Annotated in this window: 17 protein-coding genes; 10 read left to right on the forward strand and 7 right to left on the reverse strand. The window is 71.4% G+C overall.

All coding sequences use genetic code 11. From position 1 onward, the window contains the following. Window positions 1–100 precede the first annotated feature (100 nt). Genes ACT3T9_RS08240 through ACT3T9_RS08250 form a run of 3 tightly spaced genes read left to right on the forward strand, consistent with a single transcriptional unit; the run spans window position 101 to window position 3143 of the window. Window positions 101–1189, forward strand: a complete 1089-nt coding sequence (locus ACT3T9_RS08240; RefSeq protein ID WP_444606289.1) for a hypothetical protein — start codon at window positions 101–103, stop codon at window positions 1187–1189. Beyond that, window positions 1186–1941, forward strand: coding sequence for an ABC transporter ATP-binding protein (locus ACT3T9_RS08245; RefSeq protein WP_444592160.1), 756 nt, complete (start codon window positions 1186–1188; stop codon window positions 1939–1941). The genes ACT3T9_RS08240 and ACT3T9_RS08245 overlap by 4 nt, the downstream gene beginning before the upstream one ends. Then, entirely contained in the window at window positions 1938–3143 is a 1206-nt protein-coding gene (locus tag ACT3T9_RS08250; protein ID WP_442332768.1) for an ABC transporter permease, read from the forward strand. The genes ACT3T9_RS08245 and ACT3T9_RS08250 overlap by 4 nt, the downstream gene beginning before the upstream one ends. Before the next feature lie 58 nt (window positions 3144–3201). Here the strand turns inward: ACT3T9_RS08250 and ACT3T9_RS08255 are convergent, their stop codons facing one another. Continuing rightward, entirely contained in the window at window positions 3202–4284 is a 1083-nt protein-coding gene (locus tag ACT3T9_RS08255; protein WP_444606290.1) for a CAAX protease, read from the reverse strand. Beyond that, the gene (locus tag ACT3T9_RS08260) at window positions 4281–5303 is read right to left on the reverse strand and encodes a class II glutamine amidotransferase (RefSeq protein ID WP_444606291.1); all 1023 of its coding nucleotides are present in this window, start codon (window positions 5301–5303) and stop codon (window positions 4281–4283) included. Before ACT3T9_RS08260 ends, ACT3T9_RS08255 begins: the two co-directional genes overlap by 4 nt. Before the next feature lie 219 nt (window positions 5304–5522). Between ACT3T9_RS08260 and ACT3T9_RS08265 the strand changes: the two genes are divergently transcribed. Beyond that, window positions 5523–5945, forward strand: a complete 423-nt coding sequence (locus ACT3T9_RS08265; protein WP_444600893.1) for a VOC family protein — start codon at window positions 5523–5525, stop codon at window positions 5943–5945. Window positions 5946–6089: 144 nt separating this feature from the next. Then, window positions 6090–6776 (forward strand): NADPH-dependent F420 reductase, encoded by a 687-nt coding sequence (locus ACT3T9_RS08270; RefSeq protein ID WP_442332849.1) that lies wholly within the window; start codon window positions 6090–6092, stop codon window positions 6774–6776. Between the two features lie 26 nt (window positions 6777–6802). On the opposite strand, the gene ACT3T9_RS08275 is transcribed toward ACT3T9_RS08270, so the two are convergent. Next, complete coding sequence (locus tag ACT3T9_RS08275; RefSeq protein WP_444600892.1) at window positions 6803–7858, reverse strand: lysostaphin resistance A-like protein; 1056 nt, start codon at window positions 7856–7858, stop codon at window positions 6803–6805. A gap of 141 nt (window positions 7859–7999) precedes the next feature. On the opposite strand from ACT3T9_RS08275, the gene ACT3T9_RS08280 reads away from it, so the two are divergent. Together ACT3T9_RS08280 and ACT3T9_RS08285 are read left to right on the forward strand one after the other, a co-directional pair. Continuing rightward, the gene (locus ACT3T9_RS08280) at window positions 8000–9283 is read left to right on the forward strand and encodes a sensor histidine kinase (RefSeq protein WP_444606292.1); all 1284 of its coding nucleotides are present in this window, start codon (window positions 8000–8002) and stop codon (window positions 9281–9283) included. Next, a complete protein-coding gene (locus ACT3T9_RS08285; protein WP_444592156.1) occupies window positions 9268–9990 on the forward strand; it encodes a response regulator transcription factor in 723 nt (240 codons plus the stop codon). The genes ACT3T9_RS08280 and ACT3T9_RS08285 overlap by 16 nt, the downstream gene beginning before the upstream one ends. A 109-nt stretch (window positions 9991–10099) precedes the next feature. On the opposite strand, the gene ACT3T9_RS08290 is transcribed toward ACT3T9_RS08285, so the two are convergent. Then, window positions 10100–11395, reverse strand: coding sequence for a mannose-1-phosphate guanylyltransferase (locus ACT3T9_RS08290; RefSeq protein ID WP_444592155.1), 1296 nt, complete (start codon window positions 11393–11395; stop codon window positions 10100–10102). Window positions 11396–11424: 29 nt separating this feature from the next. Continuing rightward, entirely contained in the window at window positions 11425–11601 is a 177-nt protein-coding gene (locus tag ACT3T9_RS08295) for a hypothetical protein (protein ID WP_441444848.1), read from the reverse strand. Between the two features lie 415 nt (window positions 11602–12016). Here ACT3T9_RS08295 and ACT3T9_RS08300 point away from each other — a divergent pair, with 415 nt between their 5' ends. From ACT3T9_RS08300 to ACT3T9_RS08310, 3 genes are read left to right on the forward strand one after another with little or no spacing between them, the layout of a single operon-like run. Next, window positions 12017–13318, forward strand: a complete 1302-nt coding sequence (locus ACT3T9_RS08300; protein WP_444502380.1) for a hypothetical protein — start codon at window positions 12017–12019, stop codon at window positions 13316–13318. A 37-nt stretch (window positions 13319–13355) separates the two neighbouring features. Continuing rightward, the gene (locus ACT3T9_RS08305) at window positions 13356–14114 is read left to right on the forward strand and encodes a glycosyltransferase family 2 protein (protein ID WP_444502379.1); all 759 of its coding nucleotides are present in this window, start codon (window positions 13356–13358) and stop codon (window positions 14112–14114) included. Beyond that, complete coding sequence (locus tag ACT3T9_RS08310) at window positions 14111–14641, forward strand: hypothetical protein (RefSeq protein ID WP_444502378.1); 531 nt, start codon at window positions 14111–14113, stop codon at window positions 14639–14641. Before ACT3T9_RS08305 ends, ACT3T9_RS08310 begins: the two co-directional genes overlap by 4 nt. A gap of 18 nt (window positions 14642–14659) precedes the next feature. Here ACT3T9_RS08310 and ACT3T9_RS08315 read toward each other — a convergent pair whose 3' ends face one another. Both ACT3T9_RS08315 and ACT3T9_RS08320 read right to left on the reverse strand, forming a co-directional pair. Then, the gene (locus ACT3T9_RS08315) at window positions 14660–15082 is read right to left on the reverse strand and encodes an organic hydroperoxide resistance protein (protein WP_441444852.1); all 423 of its coding nucleotides are present in this window, start codon (window positions 15080–15082) and stop codon (window positions 14660–14662) included. Between the two features lie 10 nt (window positions 15083–15092). After that, entirely contained in the window at window positions 15093–15578 is a 486-nt protein-coding gene (locus tag ACT3T9_RS08320) for a MarR family winged helix-turn-helix transcriptional regulator (RefSeq protein ID WP_441444853.1), read from the reverse strand. Window positions 15579–15622: the final 44 nt, after the last annotated feature.

Consider the following 15622-nt stretch of genomic DNA (forward strand, 5'->3'; position numbering starts at 1 on the left):
AATGAGCGCACTGCAGGTGCCGAGCACCTCCTCACGCTGCTCGTAGCACCGCAGTCCCTTCCCCCGTCGGCACCGCCGTCGACCTGAACGAAAGGCGCCCATGGACGCCCTGCGCCGCTATGTCTTCCCCGTGATCTGGATGCTGATCCTCGGTCTGATCGCCCTGGCTCTGGTGAAGATGGCCTTCTTCCCCGCCGGCGCCGATGCCGCGGGCGAGGATCCGCTCGTCCCTGGTGCCGATTTCGATCAGTACGCCGTGGTCAGCGTGGAGACCGCAGACCTCTCCTCCGAGCTCGTGCTCCCGGCGATGGTCCAGCCCGATGCGGGCAGCGCCCTGAAGGCCACCACCGATGGTGAGATCAACAAGATCTGGCTGAAGAACGGCGACGCCGTCGAGAAGGGGCAGCGCATCCTGCAGGTGCGATACGAGGTCGAGCCGGAGATCGTCGACCTCCCCGCGCTGCCAGGCGGTGAAGACGGTGAGGAGGACGGGGAGCTCGCCGCCCCGCAGCCCGCGCCGCAGCCCGCCGCGGCCGAGCACCGCTACGTGAACCTGGTGGCGACCACCTCCGGTGTGCTCAGCGGGATGGAGGTCGCCGAGTGGGATGCGCTGGCCAAGGGCGACACCATCGCGACCATCTCCCCCGGCACCTACTCGATCGTCGCCGACCTCACCCCCGAGCAGCAGCTGTCCCTGCTGGACGTGGAGCTGAATGCGACCGCCGAGCTGCCCAACACTCCGGATCCGGTGGCCTGCACCGCACCCGCCATCACCGAGGACTCCGAGATCGAGGAGCCCGACGCTCCGCCCGCGCCCGAGGTCGATCCCTTCACCGGCGAGGTGATCTCCGGGGGCGATGCTGGGGTCTCCGCCGCACAGCTGGTATGCCCGGTCCCTGCTGAGGCTCGGGTGGTCCCGGGTCTGAGCGTCGAGGTGACCGTGGACCTCGGCACCCGCACCGGCGTGCTCACCGTCCCCACCACCGCCGTGGAGGGCGAGGGCACCGCCGGCACCGTCTACGCACTGGACGAGGCCACCGGTGAGCCCACCCCGATCGACGTGGTCCTGGGGATGCGCGGCGATGGCTCCGTCGAGGTCACCGAGGGCCTCGAACAGGGCCAGGAGATCCTCGAGTTCGCGCCCGGCATCGACGGCGCCGACGACTCGATGAACGTGGAGATGTGGTGAGCGCGCCTCTGCTCGAGCTGCGCGATCTGCGCCGCTCCGTGCGCCTGCCCAGCCGGGAGGAGCTGCACATCCTGCGCGGCATCGACCTCACGGTCGAGGCCGGGGACCATGTGGCGATCGTCGGCCGCTCCGGTTCCGGCAAGACCACTCTGCTGAACCTGCTGGGCCTGATCGACCACCAGAGCGGCGGCGAGCTGCTGTTCGACGGGGTGGACGTCTCCCGGCTCGGGGAACGCAGGCGCGCCCGCATGCGCGGCGCCTCGATCGGCTTCGTCTTCCAGCAGTTCAACCTGTTGGACAAGCGCACCGCGCTCGAGAACGTGATGATGCCGCTGATGTACGGCACCGCTGGCCAGTTCTGGCGGCGGGAGAAGCTCGCCCTGGAGATGCTCGACCGGGTGGGCCTGGCCGACCGTGCGCAGCAGCAACCCTCCCGTCTCTCCGGCGGCGAGCAGCAGCGAGTGGCCGTGGCCCGTGCCCTGGTGCGCAAGCCCCGGCTGATCCTGGCCGATGAGCCCACCGGAGCTCTCGACGTCACCACCGGCGAGGCGGTGATGGCGCTGCTGGACGAGATCGCGCGCGACTCCGACGCCGCACTGGTCACCATCACCCACGACTTGCAGGTCGCCGCGATGTCCCGGCGCTCGTTCCTGCTGAACGAGGGCACTCTGCACGACGTCGGCGGGGCCGACGCTCGCGGGGCGCTGTCGGCGACCGTGGGAATCCGCGCCGGACGGGAGGCGGTGGCATGACCGGCCTGATCGCCTCGATCGTCGAGGCCTACGGCGAGCTGCGCGTGAACAAGGGCCGCATCCTGCTGTCCCTGATCGGGGTGGCGTTCTCCGTCTTCGCGCTGACCGCGGTGATGGGCGGCGGCGGCATGCTCACCAGCGCCCTCACCCAGTCCACCGAGACGTGGGCGGGACGCGATACGACCCTGACGATCTACCCGGCAGGCTCCGCGGCCGAGGTCACCCCCGAGGAGCAGGATGCGGTGGTGCTCGAGCAGATCGAACGGCTCGGCATCGACCAGCGCACCCGCCGCATCAACGACTCGCTGCGCGTGCAGACCCCGCATGGCGTGAAGTCGGCGCAGCTGACCGGGGTGGACCCCGCCTACGGGAACATCTACCGCACCACGGTCGCCGACGGCCGCTGGCTCGCGGACTCCGACGCCCGCCGCCTGGCCCCTGCACTGGTGGTCAACGCGCCGATGTACGAGCAACTGGGACGCCCGGACCTGGGGACCGAGCCGGTCACGATCTACGGACCCACGGGAGCGACCGACTCCGACCAGGCGATCGTGGTCGGCGTGCTCCCCGCGGCCGAGGAGACGGACTGGGGACTGCAGGCGTACGTCGCCGCCGGCAGCATGAGCGCGCTGCCCGGCCGGACCGAAGCCCCGGTGGTCTCCGACTACATCCTGTGGGTGCCGCCGGAGCAGGCCGACGAGATCCGCGAGCGCCTGGGCGCCTCGCTGCGGAACACCGCGGTGGGATCCTTCGAGGTCCATCCGAGCTCGATGTCCGCCGAGGATCTGGGCTTCCCGGTGCTCGCCTATGCGGTCATCGGCGTGGCGCTGGTGATCCTGGTGCTCGGCGCCCTGGGCCTGGTGAACATCTCCCTGGTCACGGTGCGCTTCCGGGTGCGGGAGATCGGGATCCGACGCTCCTACGGCGCCACCGGCGGCCGGATCTTCGTGGGCGTGCTGATGGAGTCGGTGGTCGCCACGGTGCTCGCCGGCGCGGTGGGGGTGACCGGCGCGATCGCCCTGGTGAAGGCCCCGTTCGTCTCCACCTTCTTCAGTGGTATCGGGCTGGTGGAGCTGCCTCCCTTCCCGGTGGAGGCGGTGGTGGTGGGCCTCGGTGCGGCGACCCTGGTGGGTGTCCTCGCCGGCGCCCTCCCCGCGCTGATCGCCACCCGGATCAAGGTCATCGACGCGATCCGCAGCTGAGGAAGGGCAGGCCCGTCAGTCCCCGTCAGTCTTGGGGCAGCGCCGCAGGTGTGACAGGTCAGATCAGCACGGGCCCCGGAGCCGGTGCATCCGCAGCCCGGCCGACGGGCTCGAGCAGGCGCAGCCCCTCGCGTCGGCTGATCATCACGACGATCAATGCTGTGAGCAGCAGGGCCGCGACCGCGGAGGCCGCTCCCCCGGCGAGGGCCGCGTCATCGAGGCCGGCGAATGATCCTGCACTGGCCAGCTCGTCATAACCGGCAGCCGCCCCGTGATCGGCGAGCGCCGCGGCCGAGGTGCCGGGGGCGGCCACCGCGGCGCTGAGCGCCGAGGCACCGGCACCCGCACCGGTGCCGGCGGCGAGCGCGGAGACGATCAGCGAGCCCACGGTGAGCGTGAGGGTGAGGATGATCGACAGCTCGAGGCCGCCGCTCTTCCAGGCGAGCACCGCGGCGGCGAACGCCAGGGCGAGCGCCGGGATCACCACGGCGGGTGTGAGCTGACGGCCGATCAGCGAGACCCCGGCGACGACCACGAAGGGCACCACGGGGCTGCGCAGCCAGGTGCCGACGGCCTGGAGGATCATGCCGCGCAGCGCCAGTTCGAGGCCCACGGCCTGGAGCGGGGCCAGGACCAGCACGATCACCACCACCAGCAGCAGCTGGAGCACCGAGACTCCGCCGCCCGGAGCACCCGCCGACTCTCCGGAGCTGGCGAGATGACCGGCCACCGCGGCGATCGCGACCGTCGCCAGCGCCCCGGCCGCCACCCATGCGCCGAGCGGGCTCAGCAGGTCACGACGGAACCGGGCAGCGACGGACCAGGCCGGGCCCAGAGGCCGCCAGCCGCCGACGCGCACTCCCACGATCCCGGCAGGGAGCCACAGGGAGCCCATCAGCAGCGCGAGCACCGCATCCAGCGGACTGGTGGGATCACCGCTGGTCACGCCGATGGCGACGTTCACGCCGGGCGCGAGGGCAAGCACCAGGATCATCAGCACGAGCAGCACGGAGGCCAGCACCACATAGGCGATGAGAGCCGCGACCACGGTCAGCAGCGGCCGTAACCGGGCCGACCATTCGGGCCGCAGCGTCGCGAGCCGGTGATAAGGGGTCGGACGCTCGGTCCCGAGAAGATTCATGCGGCGTTCTCTGCACTCTCGTGAGGGCGCGCGAGATCGGCGCCGGCGGGGTGGGCGGTGCTGGCAGTGCCGGCGGGGTGGGCGGTGCTGGCGGTGCTGGCGGTGTTCTCAGTGAGGTGCCGGCGGCGGGCCTCGTGGGCGCGGGCCTGCGCGGCATGGGCCTGGGAGGCTGCGGCCGACAGGCCGAGATCCTCGATGCTGAGCGCGTGGGCGAGCGGACCGAAGGGACGGTCGCTGCGGACCCGCCCGTCGGCCGTGAGGTGCACCAGCTCGCCGGAGTCGAGGAGTCGCCAGGCGGGATCGTCGTCCAGGGGTTCGCTCGCGATGACGACGGAGCGTGCCCCGCGTGGGTCCTCACTGCGGGCGCGCACGGTGAGCGAGTCCGAGGACTGCTCGAGGGCGTCATCCCGCGTGTCCACGACAGCAGGGCGATCGAGGATCCACAGCTCGTTGGTCGCGGGCAGACGCACGGCGATGAGCTCCTCCCCCTTCATCACCAGGACGTTCACGGAGTAGACGGGGACATGACCGGCGATCCAGCACAGCGCGGCGGTCACCCCGGTGCGCAGGTCACCGCCGTGGGCGGCCACCTCACCGGTGATCAGTGCGGCCATCCACTCGCTGTCGGTCGAGCCCTGGACGTGGTGAGCGGCGCCGAGCGCGGCGACCCGCTGCCGCATCTCCTCGGTGATCTCCAGGACCCCGTTGTGGGCGGAGATGATGCCGTCCTGCAGGAACGGGTGCGTGTTCTCGTCGCAATGCCCGGTGCCGGAGGAGAGACGCAGATGGGCGAGCATCGCGCGGGAGCGGAGCGTGGTCGCGAAGCCCGTGAACGCTTCCGATGCGTACGCCGCGACGGGGCGCTTGCGGATCCGGGGCTGTCCCTCCTCATCGATCCATCCCAGGCCGGTGCCGTCGGCGTTGAAGCGCGACTGGTTCAGCAGGGAGTAGGGCGCATCGAGCAGCCACAGATCGGCGGTGACGGGGTGGTCGGAATGAAGAGCGAAGAGTCGGCACATGACCCGTCCACTCTAGAACTCCCTGGCTGAGGGTGCAGTGAGCGTCACCACGAGCACCGTGTTCCGCGCACCTCGTCCGTCCCGCAGCGGTGCCGGGGAGCCGCCCGCTCCTCAGCCCGGCAGAAGCATTACCTCCGACGCTGTTCCGTCCGTCGGCCGCCGGTGGCACGATGACCCGCACGAGGGATCGCAGCGCGACCCCGCACCTGAGGAGGAACCGTGCCCAGTTCCACGCCGTACATCTCGTTTCCCGGCAATGCCGCCGAGGCCATGTCGTACTACCAGGAGGTCTTCGGGGGAACCCTCGACGTCATGACGTACGGCGACAACCCCATGGAGGGCATGCCGTTCACCCCTCCGGCGGAGTCCATCGCCCATGCTCAGCTGCAGGGAGGTCTGGTCACGCTCGCCGGTGGCGACGACATCGGCGAGTGCCCTCAGCCGCTGGACGGCTCCGCCTACTCCCTGATGGTCATGCCGAGCTCCGTGGCAGATGCCCGAGCCCTGATCGAGAAGCTCACCTCCACCGGCGCCAGCATCGAGCTCCCGTTCGAGCAGGCTCCCTGGGGCGACCACTACGGGCAGGTCAAGGACCGCTTCGGCGTTCTCTGGCAGATCGACGTCCCTGCCTCGCAGAGCTGAAGCGCCCGCACTGCCGGCCACCCGGGGCTGCGCGAGCTCATGCAGGGTGGGCCCATGCAGGGTGAGCTCAGGCAGGCCCGGCGGGCGAGCGCGAGTCCGGTCACGTCCGGGAAGGTCGCGCCCGCCCGGCGCGTTGCTGGGGGCATGAACTCCTCCCTCCCCCGCACCCTTGGCATCCTCGGCGCTGGCAAGGTCGGCACCGTGCTGGCCCGCCTGGCCCTCGCCGCCGGACACGAGGTGCTGATCTCGGGCTCCGGTGATCCCGCCGAGATCGAGCTGATCACCGAGGTCCTCGCCCCCGGGGCCCAGGCCGTGACCACCCGGGAAGCCGCCGAGCGCGCGGATCTGGTGATCCTCGCGCTGCCACTGGGGAAGCACGCCTCGATCCCCGCCGACGCCCTCCAGGGCAAGCTCGTGGTGGATGCCATGAACTACTGGTGGGAGACCGACGGGATCCTCGAGGAGTTCTCGCATCCCGGCGCCTCGACGAGCGAGTTCGTGCAGGGTCTGCTGCCCGGCGCGACCGTGGTGAAGACTTTCAACCACATGGGCTATCACGATCTCGAGGACCTCGCCGGCCGTGCCGCACCCCGGGCCGCGATCGCGATCGCGGGCCCCTCCCCGCAGGCCGAGACCGTGGGCGCGCTGGTGGAGGAGCTGGGCTTCGATCCACTGCTGATCGGCCCCCTCGCCGAAGGGGTGCGCCTGCAGCCGTTCAGCGAGGCCTTCGGCAGCAGCGGCGACGCCGCGACGTTGCAGGAGATCGTGGACCGCTTCCCTCAGACCGAGCACGGGCGCGAAGTCATGGCGGCCCTGGGAGAGCGGGTCTGAGCTGAGACGCTCCGAGTCACGACGTTCTACGCCGCGAGGGTCTGCACGCTGCCGCGCTGCGGCTCCCACAGCCCGAGGCCCTCGCGCCGGGAGTACCACCACCAGATCCCGGCCGAGAGCAGCAGCATCGGCGCCATCGCGAGCACGAAGCCGAGCAGGCGGACCTCCCCCTGTTCGGTGAAGCCGGGGATCAGCGGGGCGATCGCGAACAGGGTCCAGTTGTTGGCGGCGTGCAGCAGGATCGGGATCTCCAGCCCTCCGGTCTTCCAGGCCAGCAGCCCCATCACGATCGCGAAGACGGCGATGTCGATCTGGCCCAGCCAGTTGTAGCCGTGGCCCAGCATGAACAGCGGCACCGGGACCAGGATCCCGATCAGCGGCCATCGCAGCCAGGTGCCGAGGAGCTGCATCGGCAGGGCCCGGAACGCGAACTCCTCCCCCGCGCTCTGCAGCGGGGAGAGCAGGAGCGCCAGCAGCCAGGCGATGATCACGCCCGCCTCGAGCGGCGGCATCACGATCGCCTCGCGCTCCAGGATCAGGTTCAGCACCAGGTTCAGCAGCACGTACACCGGCACCACCACGAGCGCGGCGCGGCCCAGCAGGCCCCAGCGGAACCGTCCTGTCACCGAGAGCGCGATCCCGGCGCGACCGTACCCGGCGAGGGTTCCCACCAGCACCGCCGGGACCAGCAGTGCGAGCATGCCCAGGCCCATCAGCTGCTCGACGGGGTTCAGGGGATCCATCAGGGTGGCGCTGGGCGCCAGGTTCGGCCAGATCACGCTCGCGATCACCAGCGGCACCAGCAGCTGGAGGTTCATCACGACATAGGCCGCGAAGGCCACCACGATCGTCACCAGGGGACGCCACCAGTAGCGGCGGTGCGGGATCGCACGAGCGGCGCGATGGTAGGGCTGCGAGATCGCACCGGAGCCGCGCTGGGAGATCTGAAGGCTCGCAGGGGCAGTGCCGTGGGAGACGCGAGTGTCCATCGCCGGCAACGGCCCCGCGGTGCTGCGGAGCTCGCTGGCAGCAGCAGGAGGGGAGGACGGCGGGGACGGGGGAAGCAGAGCGTGCTCGTTCATGCCTCGATCCTGTCTGTCCCGTCGGCCGCTCCGCATCCGCCCCGCGTCGGGGCCGCCCTGACCGATCGACCGACCCTGCCGGCCACGCCATCAGCCGCGCGGACGATCCGTCAGCCGCCTCCCGCTCTCTACGCTGGCTCCATGACCCTCCCCGTCCTGCACCCCTCGGCCGCACCCTCGGTGCGCAGCCCGCACCAGTGGGCGATCGCGGTGGTGCAGAGCCTCGTCGGCACGGCGCTGGGACTGCTGCTGTTCCTGATCAGCTTCGGGTCACTGCTGATGGAGTTCTCCGACCAGCCTCCCGGCGGCCTGGTGGCGCTGTACGCCGTCGATGCGCTGGTGGGGATCGTGGCGACCCTGGCGATCGGGCCGCTGCGTTTCCTGCGGCCGGGGCGGCTGCACAGCGCGGCCCATCTGCTGCTGGCCGCTTCTGTCGGGCTCAGCGTGTGGTCGATGCCGGCCGCGGCGCTGGCCCTGTACCGGATCGGGCTGCGACGCCGCACGGTGCTCGATGTCGGGGCGGTCCTGCTGGTCGCGGGCACCTCGCTGGCGACGCTGAGCCTCGATGCCCGGCTCCGAGGCGATGAGCCGGATGTCCTCGTGCTCTCCGCGGTGGGGGTGATGGTGGTGCTCGCGCTGATCCCGCTGCTGATCGGCCACGTGGTGGGAACGCGCCACGAGCTCCTGACCTCTTGGCAGGAACGGGCGGCCTCGGCGGAGCGGGAGCGGGAGACCGCCCAGCGGGAGCGCGCCGCCGCCGAGCGGGAGGCCACCGCCCAGGTGCGGGAGCGGGAGGCCGACGTCGCCCGGGTGCGCGCCGAGGAGCGGGCGGCGCTGGCCCGCGACATGCATGACAGCATCTCCCACCACCTGGCCACGATCGCCATGCATGCCGGCGCCATGGCCTACCGCGAGGACCTCTCCCCGGAGGCGCTGCGCCGTTCCGCGGGGACGGTGAGGGACGCCGCGCAGCAGGCGAACCGGGAGCTGCGCACGGTGCTGACGGGGCTGCGCAGCACCGAGGGTGATCAGCCGCTGGCCACCGCTCCGACCCTGGAGGGCATCGTCGAACGATGCCGGGAGGAGGGGCGGGAGGTCGCGCTGCGCTGGGAGGGCCTGACTGCGGAGGATCTCCTGGCCCGCGACCGCAGCACGGTGGTGGCGCTGGCCCGGATCCTCGGCGAGGTCACCGTGAACGCCGCCAAACATGCTCCGGGCACCCCGCTGCAGGTGGAACTCCTCCGCTGTGACCAGCGGGTGGTGCTGCGGGCCCGGAACCCACTGCCCTCCGCACCGGTGGCAGCGGCGACGTCGACCGGTCACGGGCTGCTCGGGGTGCAGGAGCGGGCACGCCTGCTGGGCGGCGAGGCGCGGTACGGCGCGAGCGACGGGATCTTCGAGGTGGAAGCATGGATGCCATGGTGAACAGTGCCGAGGATCAGGATCATGCCGTCGAGCGCGGGGTGCGGGTGCTGCTGGTGGACGATGAGGCGCTGATGCGCGCCGGCCTGCGGCTGATGATCGACGGTGCGCACGGCATCGTGGTGGTCGGGGAGGCGACCGATGGCGAGTCAGCCCTCGAGCAGATCCGCTCCCTGGCCCCCGATGTGGTGCTGATGGATATCCGCATGCCCCGCATGACCGGGCTCGAGGCCCTGCAGGTTCTCCGCACCGAGGGCAGCGCGGCCAGGGTGGTGATGCTGACCGCCTTCGACACCGACAACTTCCTGCTGGAGGCGCTGCGCGCCGGTGCGGTGTCGTTCCTGCTCAAGGATTCCCCGCCCGAGGAGGTGGTGCAGGCGGTGCTCGACGCCGCCGGCGATCGACCGCGCTTCTCGCCCGAGGTGCTCACGCGCCTGGTGCGGCTCGCCGCCTCCGGCACTGGCGGTTCCGCCGCCGCGGAGGTCGGGACGACCGACGGCACCGAGACCGCCCCCGCTCCTGCGGGCATCACCGAGCGTGAGTGGGAGGTGGCGCGGCTGGTCGCCCGTGGGCTCGCCAATCAGGAGGTCGGAGAGAGCCTGTTCATGTCGGTCGCCACGGTGAAGACCCACCTCGGCAGGCTCTATCACAAGCTGCAGGTCACCAACCGGGTTCAGCTCGCGATCCGGGTGCTCGAACTGGGTGGCTGACGGGGGCCGGCTGGGGTCGGAGATCAGAGGTCAGAGACGACCGTGGCTGCGGCATCAGCGCGTCGTCGACGCAGCATCGACGCAGCACGGACGCAGCGGCAGCCCCGCGTCAGCGCAGGTCGTCGCGGCCGCGGTCGCTCAGCTGGGCGACCAGTCCAGCGAGCCGCTGGGCGTCGTCGTCGGCGATCACGAGCAGGGCATCCTCGGTGTCGACGATGCTGATCCCCTGCACTCCGACCAGCGCGACGAGGCGGTCCGTGGATCCGTAGACCGTCGCCGTGGAGGACAGCGCGGCGACGGCCTGGCTCCCCAGCACCCGGACGTCGGAGTCTGCAGCGCCGACCGCACGAGCGCCCAGCACGGGGACCCGACCGTCGGCCGAGGCGGAACCGCTCGCGCCGCCAGTGGCAGCACCTGAGCCGGGGCCGTTCTCCCGCAGCTGCCGGGCGAGCGCCGCGAAATCGCCCACGTCATCCCAGCCGAAGGTCGCGGGCACCACGGCCACCTTGCCCGCGGCGGCGAGCGGCTCGGCGAGCGCGTGATCGATCGCGATGCTGGTCAGACGCGGCCAGGTCTCGGCGAGCACCCGGTCGTAGTCCGCCGTGCCATGCACTGCGGCGATCTCCCGCACACCGGCGGCGAGACCAGGGATCTGTGCGGCCAGCTCGTCGAGCAGCACCCGGGCGCGCACCACGAACATGCCGGCATTCCAGAAGAACGTGCCCGCGGTGAAGAACTGCTCCGCGGTCTCGCTGTCGGGCTTCTCGACGAAGCGGGACACCGGCCGAGCACCGGTCGCATGCAGGGCCGCGGCGCCACCGTCCGTGCCGCCGACGGGCCCGGCGTCCCCGCCCTGCTCGATATATCCGAAACCGGTCGCCGCATGAGTGGGCTGGATGCCGAGGGTGACCAGGTAGCCGAGCTCGGCGGCACGCCGTGCCGCTGTGACCGCCTCGCAGAAGGCCTGCTGATCGGTGATCAGATGATCCGCCGCGAACGACCCGATGACCGCGTCGGGCTCCTCGCGCTCCACCAGCGCGGCAGCCAGCGCGATCGCCGGCATCGAGTTGCGTGGGGACGGCTCGACGAGGATCCGTGCCGAGTGCGTCGGGTCGCCGCTCTGCGCCTTGTCCTGCGCCTCGCCCTGCCGCGCGCCTTGCACGCCATGCCGCCCCCGGGGGATGCCCACCTGCTCCTGCACCGCAGAGACATGAACCGCGCCGGTGACCACGATCGGCGAGCGGTCGGCGAGCGGCACGAGCCGCTGCACGGTCTGCTGCAGGAGCGAGGACCCGCTGCCGGTGAGGTCGAGCAGGAACTTGGGACGAGCGCGGCGCGAGAGCGGCCAGAGCCGAGTACCGGCACCGCCGGCCGGGATGATCGGAACGAAAGGAGCCTGCGACATGCGGCGAGCATATCCAGGCCCCGACGGGCTCACAGACTGGTCACGAGCGCCACGATGGCGACCACCAGTGCGGCCGCCCCCAGCCACATCACCCACGGAGGGATCCCTCCGGGCTTGGCGGTGACGTTGGTGATGTAGATCGAGATGACCCAGGCGACGCCGAGCACCGCCGCGAGGACCACCAGCACCACGGTCAAGGCACTCATGCCTCCACCCCGTATTCCCAGTCGGGCACTGTTTCCTCCGTCATCCCAGTCCTGCCTGCATGGAAACCCGCAGTCTATCCGGGGCAGCAGTCTATCCGGGGCAACTGCCTCGGCAGCTGCCTTCGCAGCCGCCCCGGAGACGGTGCGGTGCACGGCGCCCACGGGCGCTCGGAGGCGAGCTCTCGAGGGCAGGAGTTCACGATCCCGAGAGACCGCCGCCACCTCTCGAGCTGCGCACTGACCGCCCCCCCCTGGTCGATGCGGCCGGCCCTGTCACGGGGCCGGTCGCATCGACATCGGCTCACCAGGCGCTCTCGTAGGGCCCGGGAGCAGAGCGGCATACTGTCAGCGCCTCGCCTGCTCTGGTCACCCCGCAAGCTCGCGGCACACTCCCGCCGATGAAAGGCCGCCTCCGATGACGACACCCCCGTCCCGCACGCTCCTCGTCCTCATCGCCGGACCGATCGCCGCGGGCAAGAGCGCCGTCTCCCGGGCTCTCGCCAAGGCGCTGCGAGCCGACGGGCACCAGCTCGCGCTGGTGGAGCTGGACCAGATCGCGGACATGGCGCGGCCGACGCTCCCGGACTGGGCCGACGCCCACCGCATCTTCGCCTCGGTCACCACCCAGTGGCTCGACGCAGGCCTGGACCTGGTGATCGCCGAGTCCGTGAGCAGCCGCAGCGAGTTCGATCTCGTGCTCAGAAACGTTCCCGCGGGAACGCCTCTGCTCACGGTGGTTCTCACCTGTGCTGTCGAGACCGCACTGTCCAGGGCTTTGACTGACCCGACCCGCGGGGTCTCCCGGCAGGAGGGTCTCCTGCGCCGCGTACATGCCGAATGGGCACAGCAGAAGCCGCTGATCCCGGCCGACGTCGTACTCGATACCGCCGCTGTGCCGCTCGCCGAGAGCGTGGACCGGATCCGTGCCACGCTCACTGCGCATCTGCCACGAACCGACCGGCAGAGTTCGGTCGACGAGCTGATCGCCGAGGCAACCGCGGCAGACGTGGACGGCTGGGGCTTCGGCTGGCTGGACGGCCGCGCCGCGGAGGAGCGTCCGGACTGGGGCTACGCCGGGCTGCTCGCCGAGGCGGTGGCCGGTGCCGAGCTCGCGATCGATCTCGACACAGGGGGCGGGGAGGTGCTCGGGCAGTGCCCGCGCCTCGCCGCTCAGCAGCACGTCACCGAGTCCTGGCCGCCGAATGCCGCGCAGGCCCTAGCACTGCTGGGCCCGCGCGGGGTGCAGGTGCATGAGACCGAGCCCGGCGCCCGGATCCCGTTGCCCGATGGCACCGCAGATCTGATCACCTCCCGCCACCCGGTGCGCCCGGACTGGCCGGAGATCGCCCGCGTACTCGCCCCGGGAGGCGAGTACCTGGCCCAGCATGTCGGCCCGGGCTCCGCCTTCGCGCTGATCGAGCATTTCGTCGGGCCCACCACCGAGGCTCAGCGCCGCGGCCGCCACCCCGAGGACGAGACCGCCGCGGCGGAGGCCGCGGGACTCGAGGTCACCGTGCTGCGCACCGCGCGCCTGCGGATGGAGTTCTTCGATGTGGGGGCCGTGGTGTGGATCCTGCGGAAATGCGTGTGGTGGGTGCCGGGCTTCGACGTGGACCGCTACCGGGAGCAGCTGCTGGCGATGGACGAGATCATCCGCCGGGACGGCTCCTTCGTCGCCCACTCCACGCGGCACCTGCTCCGGGCGCGGCGGCGCTGATCCCTCGGTGCGGATAGCGTGAGCAAGTGTGGAGACCATGACACCGACCTGTTCCGTCGTCGTGCCCGTCCGGAACGACGCGCGCGAGCTGCGCGGGCTGCTGAGCGCCCTCGCCCAGCAGACGGAACCGCCGCTGGAGATCGTCGTGGTGGACAACGGATCGAGCGACCACAGCGCCGCCGTGGCACGCTCCGGGGGCTGCACCGTCCTGACGCACCCGGTGCCGGGCATCGCCGGGGCGGCGGCGCTCGGGTACGACGCCGCTCGCGGTGACCTGATCGTCCGCTGCGATGCCGACAGTCGGCCCCCGCCGGGATGGCTCGCCGCGCACCGGCGGGAGCACACCGCCGCGGCCCCCGGCACGGTGATCGTCACCGGGCCGGGCCTGTTCCGCCTTCCTCGGCCGTGGGCGGGGCTCGTCTCTGCCGTCTACGTCGGCGGATATCTGCTGCTGACGGCGGCGGCGCTGGGTCACTTCCCGGCGTTCGGCACCACGATGTCGATGCCGCGGTCCTGGTGGGAGCAGGCGCGGGAGGGGGCCTCGCGCAGCGCGGAGGTGCACGACGACATGGACCTCTCGTTCCAGGTGCGGCCGGGCCAGAGGGTGCAGTTCTCGCGCGAGGTCGGCGTCACCATGTCCTCGCGGGCACTGGCCCTGGACCGCGGCCAGCTGCTGCGCTGGCGCCGGGCCGCGCTCACCCTCCGTCGCAACTGGCGTCGAGAGCGGCCGTGGGAGCGCTGGGTGGCACGGTGTCGCGGGTCCCTCACCGTCACCGCGGCGCGGCCCGGCAGATGAGCGGCCGCGCAGCGGGCGTCGCCCGATCGGTGGCGCTGCTGCCGGTGCGGTGGTCGGGGTTGGCACTGGCCCTCGGCTTCGCCCTCACCGGCCATTGGGTGGAGGTGGCGGTGTCGATGCTGGTCGCGCTCGCGCAGGTGGTGGCGTGGCGGTCGGGCTTGCCGATCCGCTGGGAGATCGCGACCTCGCTGGCGTGCCTGGTCGCGGCGATCAGCTCGTTCCTGCTGCTGTACGAGAGGCTTCCGTGGTGGGACCTGCCCGTGCACGCAGCACTCACCGGCCTGCTGGCCGTGCTGGTGGCGCGCGTGCTGCACCGTTCGCGGCCGCCGGCGGCGAGGGTGATCACCACCGGGGCGCTGCTGGCGGTGGTGTGGGAGCTGATGGAGCTGGCCGGTCACCACTGGGTGGACCCCACCGTCCACGTCACCCCGGCGGACACCCTCACCGATCTCCTGGCAGGGTTCGCGGGGACCATGGTCGCCGCACTGCTGTGGAGCCGACGCGCGGCCGTCACGGAGAATTCATGACGGCCGCCGGGGCGCGCTTCAGTCGTCCGAGACGGTGACGGTCACCTGGATGTTGCCGCGGGTGGCGTTCGAGTAGGGGCACACCTGGTGGGCGGCGTCCGCGAGCTCCTGCGCCTGCTCGTGCGCGAGGTTCGGGATGACCACCTCGAGCTCGACGGCCAGCTGGAAGCCTCCGTTCTCGTCCGGCCCGATCTGCACCCGTGCGCCGACGGTCGAGTCGGTGACATCGGCCTTGTTCTGGCGTGCGACCAGGGTCAGCGCGGAGTGGAAGCAGGCGGCGTAGCCGGCGGCGAACAGCTGCTCGGGATTCGCGCCCGCGCCGGTGCCGCCCATCTCCTTCGGCGTGGCCATGTCGAGATCCACCGCACCGTCCACAGTGCGGACGTGACCGTCGCGGCCGGAGCCGGTGGACAGGGATTCTGCGGTATAGAGGGCCTTCATGGGATCTCCTTCATCGATTCCGGCCGGGGCCGGGTGGTTCCTCCGGCGGGGACGCCGGGGGCTCGGTGGCGGCGACGGTGTGCATCGTCCGGGTGAGCGCCTGCAGGGTGTCGATCAGCTCTCGCGCCGCGGCGATGCTGCCGAGCCCGGTGCCTTCGGCGATGCACGCCGGGACGTGGGCGAGCTCATCGCGCAGCTCGCCGCCGCGAGCCGTGAGCACGACGCGCACCACCCGCTGATCCACCTCGCCGCGCGTGCGCTGCACGAGACCGGCGGCCTCCATGCGGCGCAGCATCGGCGAGAGCGTCCCGGAGTCGAGCTGGAGGGTCTCCCCCAGCGCCGAGACGGTCTTCTCCTCATCGCTCCACAGCACCACGAGCACCAGGTACTGGCCGTAGGTCAGGCCCCAGGGCTCGAGCAGGGCCCGATACGCCTGGGTGGTGGCCCGCTGGGCCGCGTAGAGGGAGAAGCAGACCATCTCATCCGTCGTCGCCATGTGGAAAGAATTGCACACAATTAAGTTGTGCACAATCTTTTAGG

It is taken from the genome of Brachybacterium sp. AOP29-B2-41, from assembly GCF_052378395.1.
Lineage (GTDB): Bacteria > Actinomycetota > Actinomycetes > Actinomycetales > Dermabacteraceae > Brachybacterium.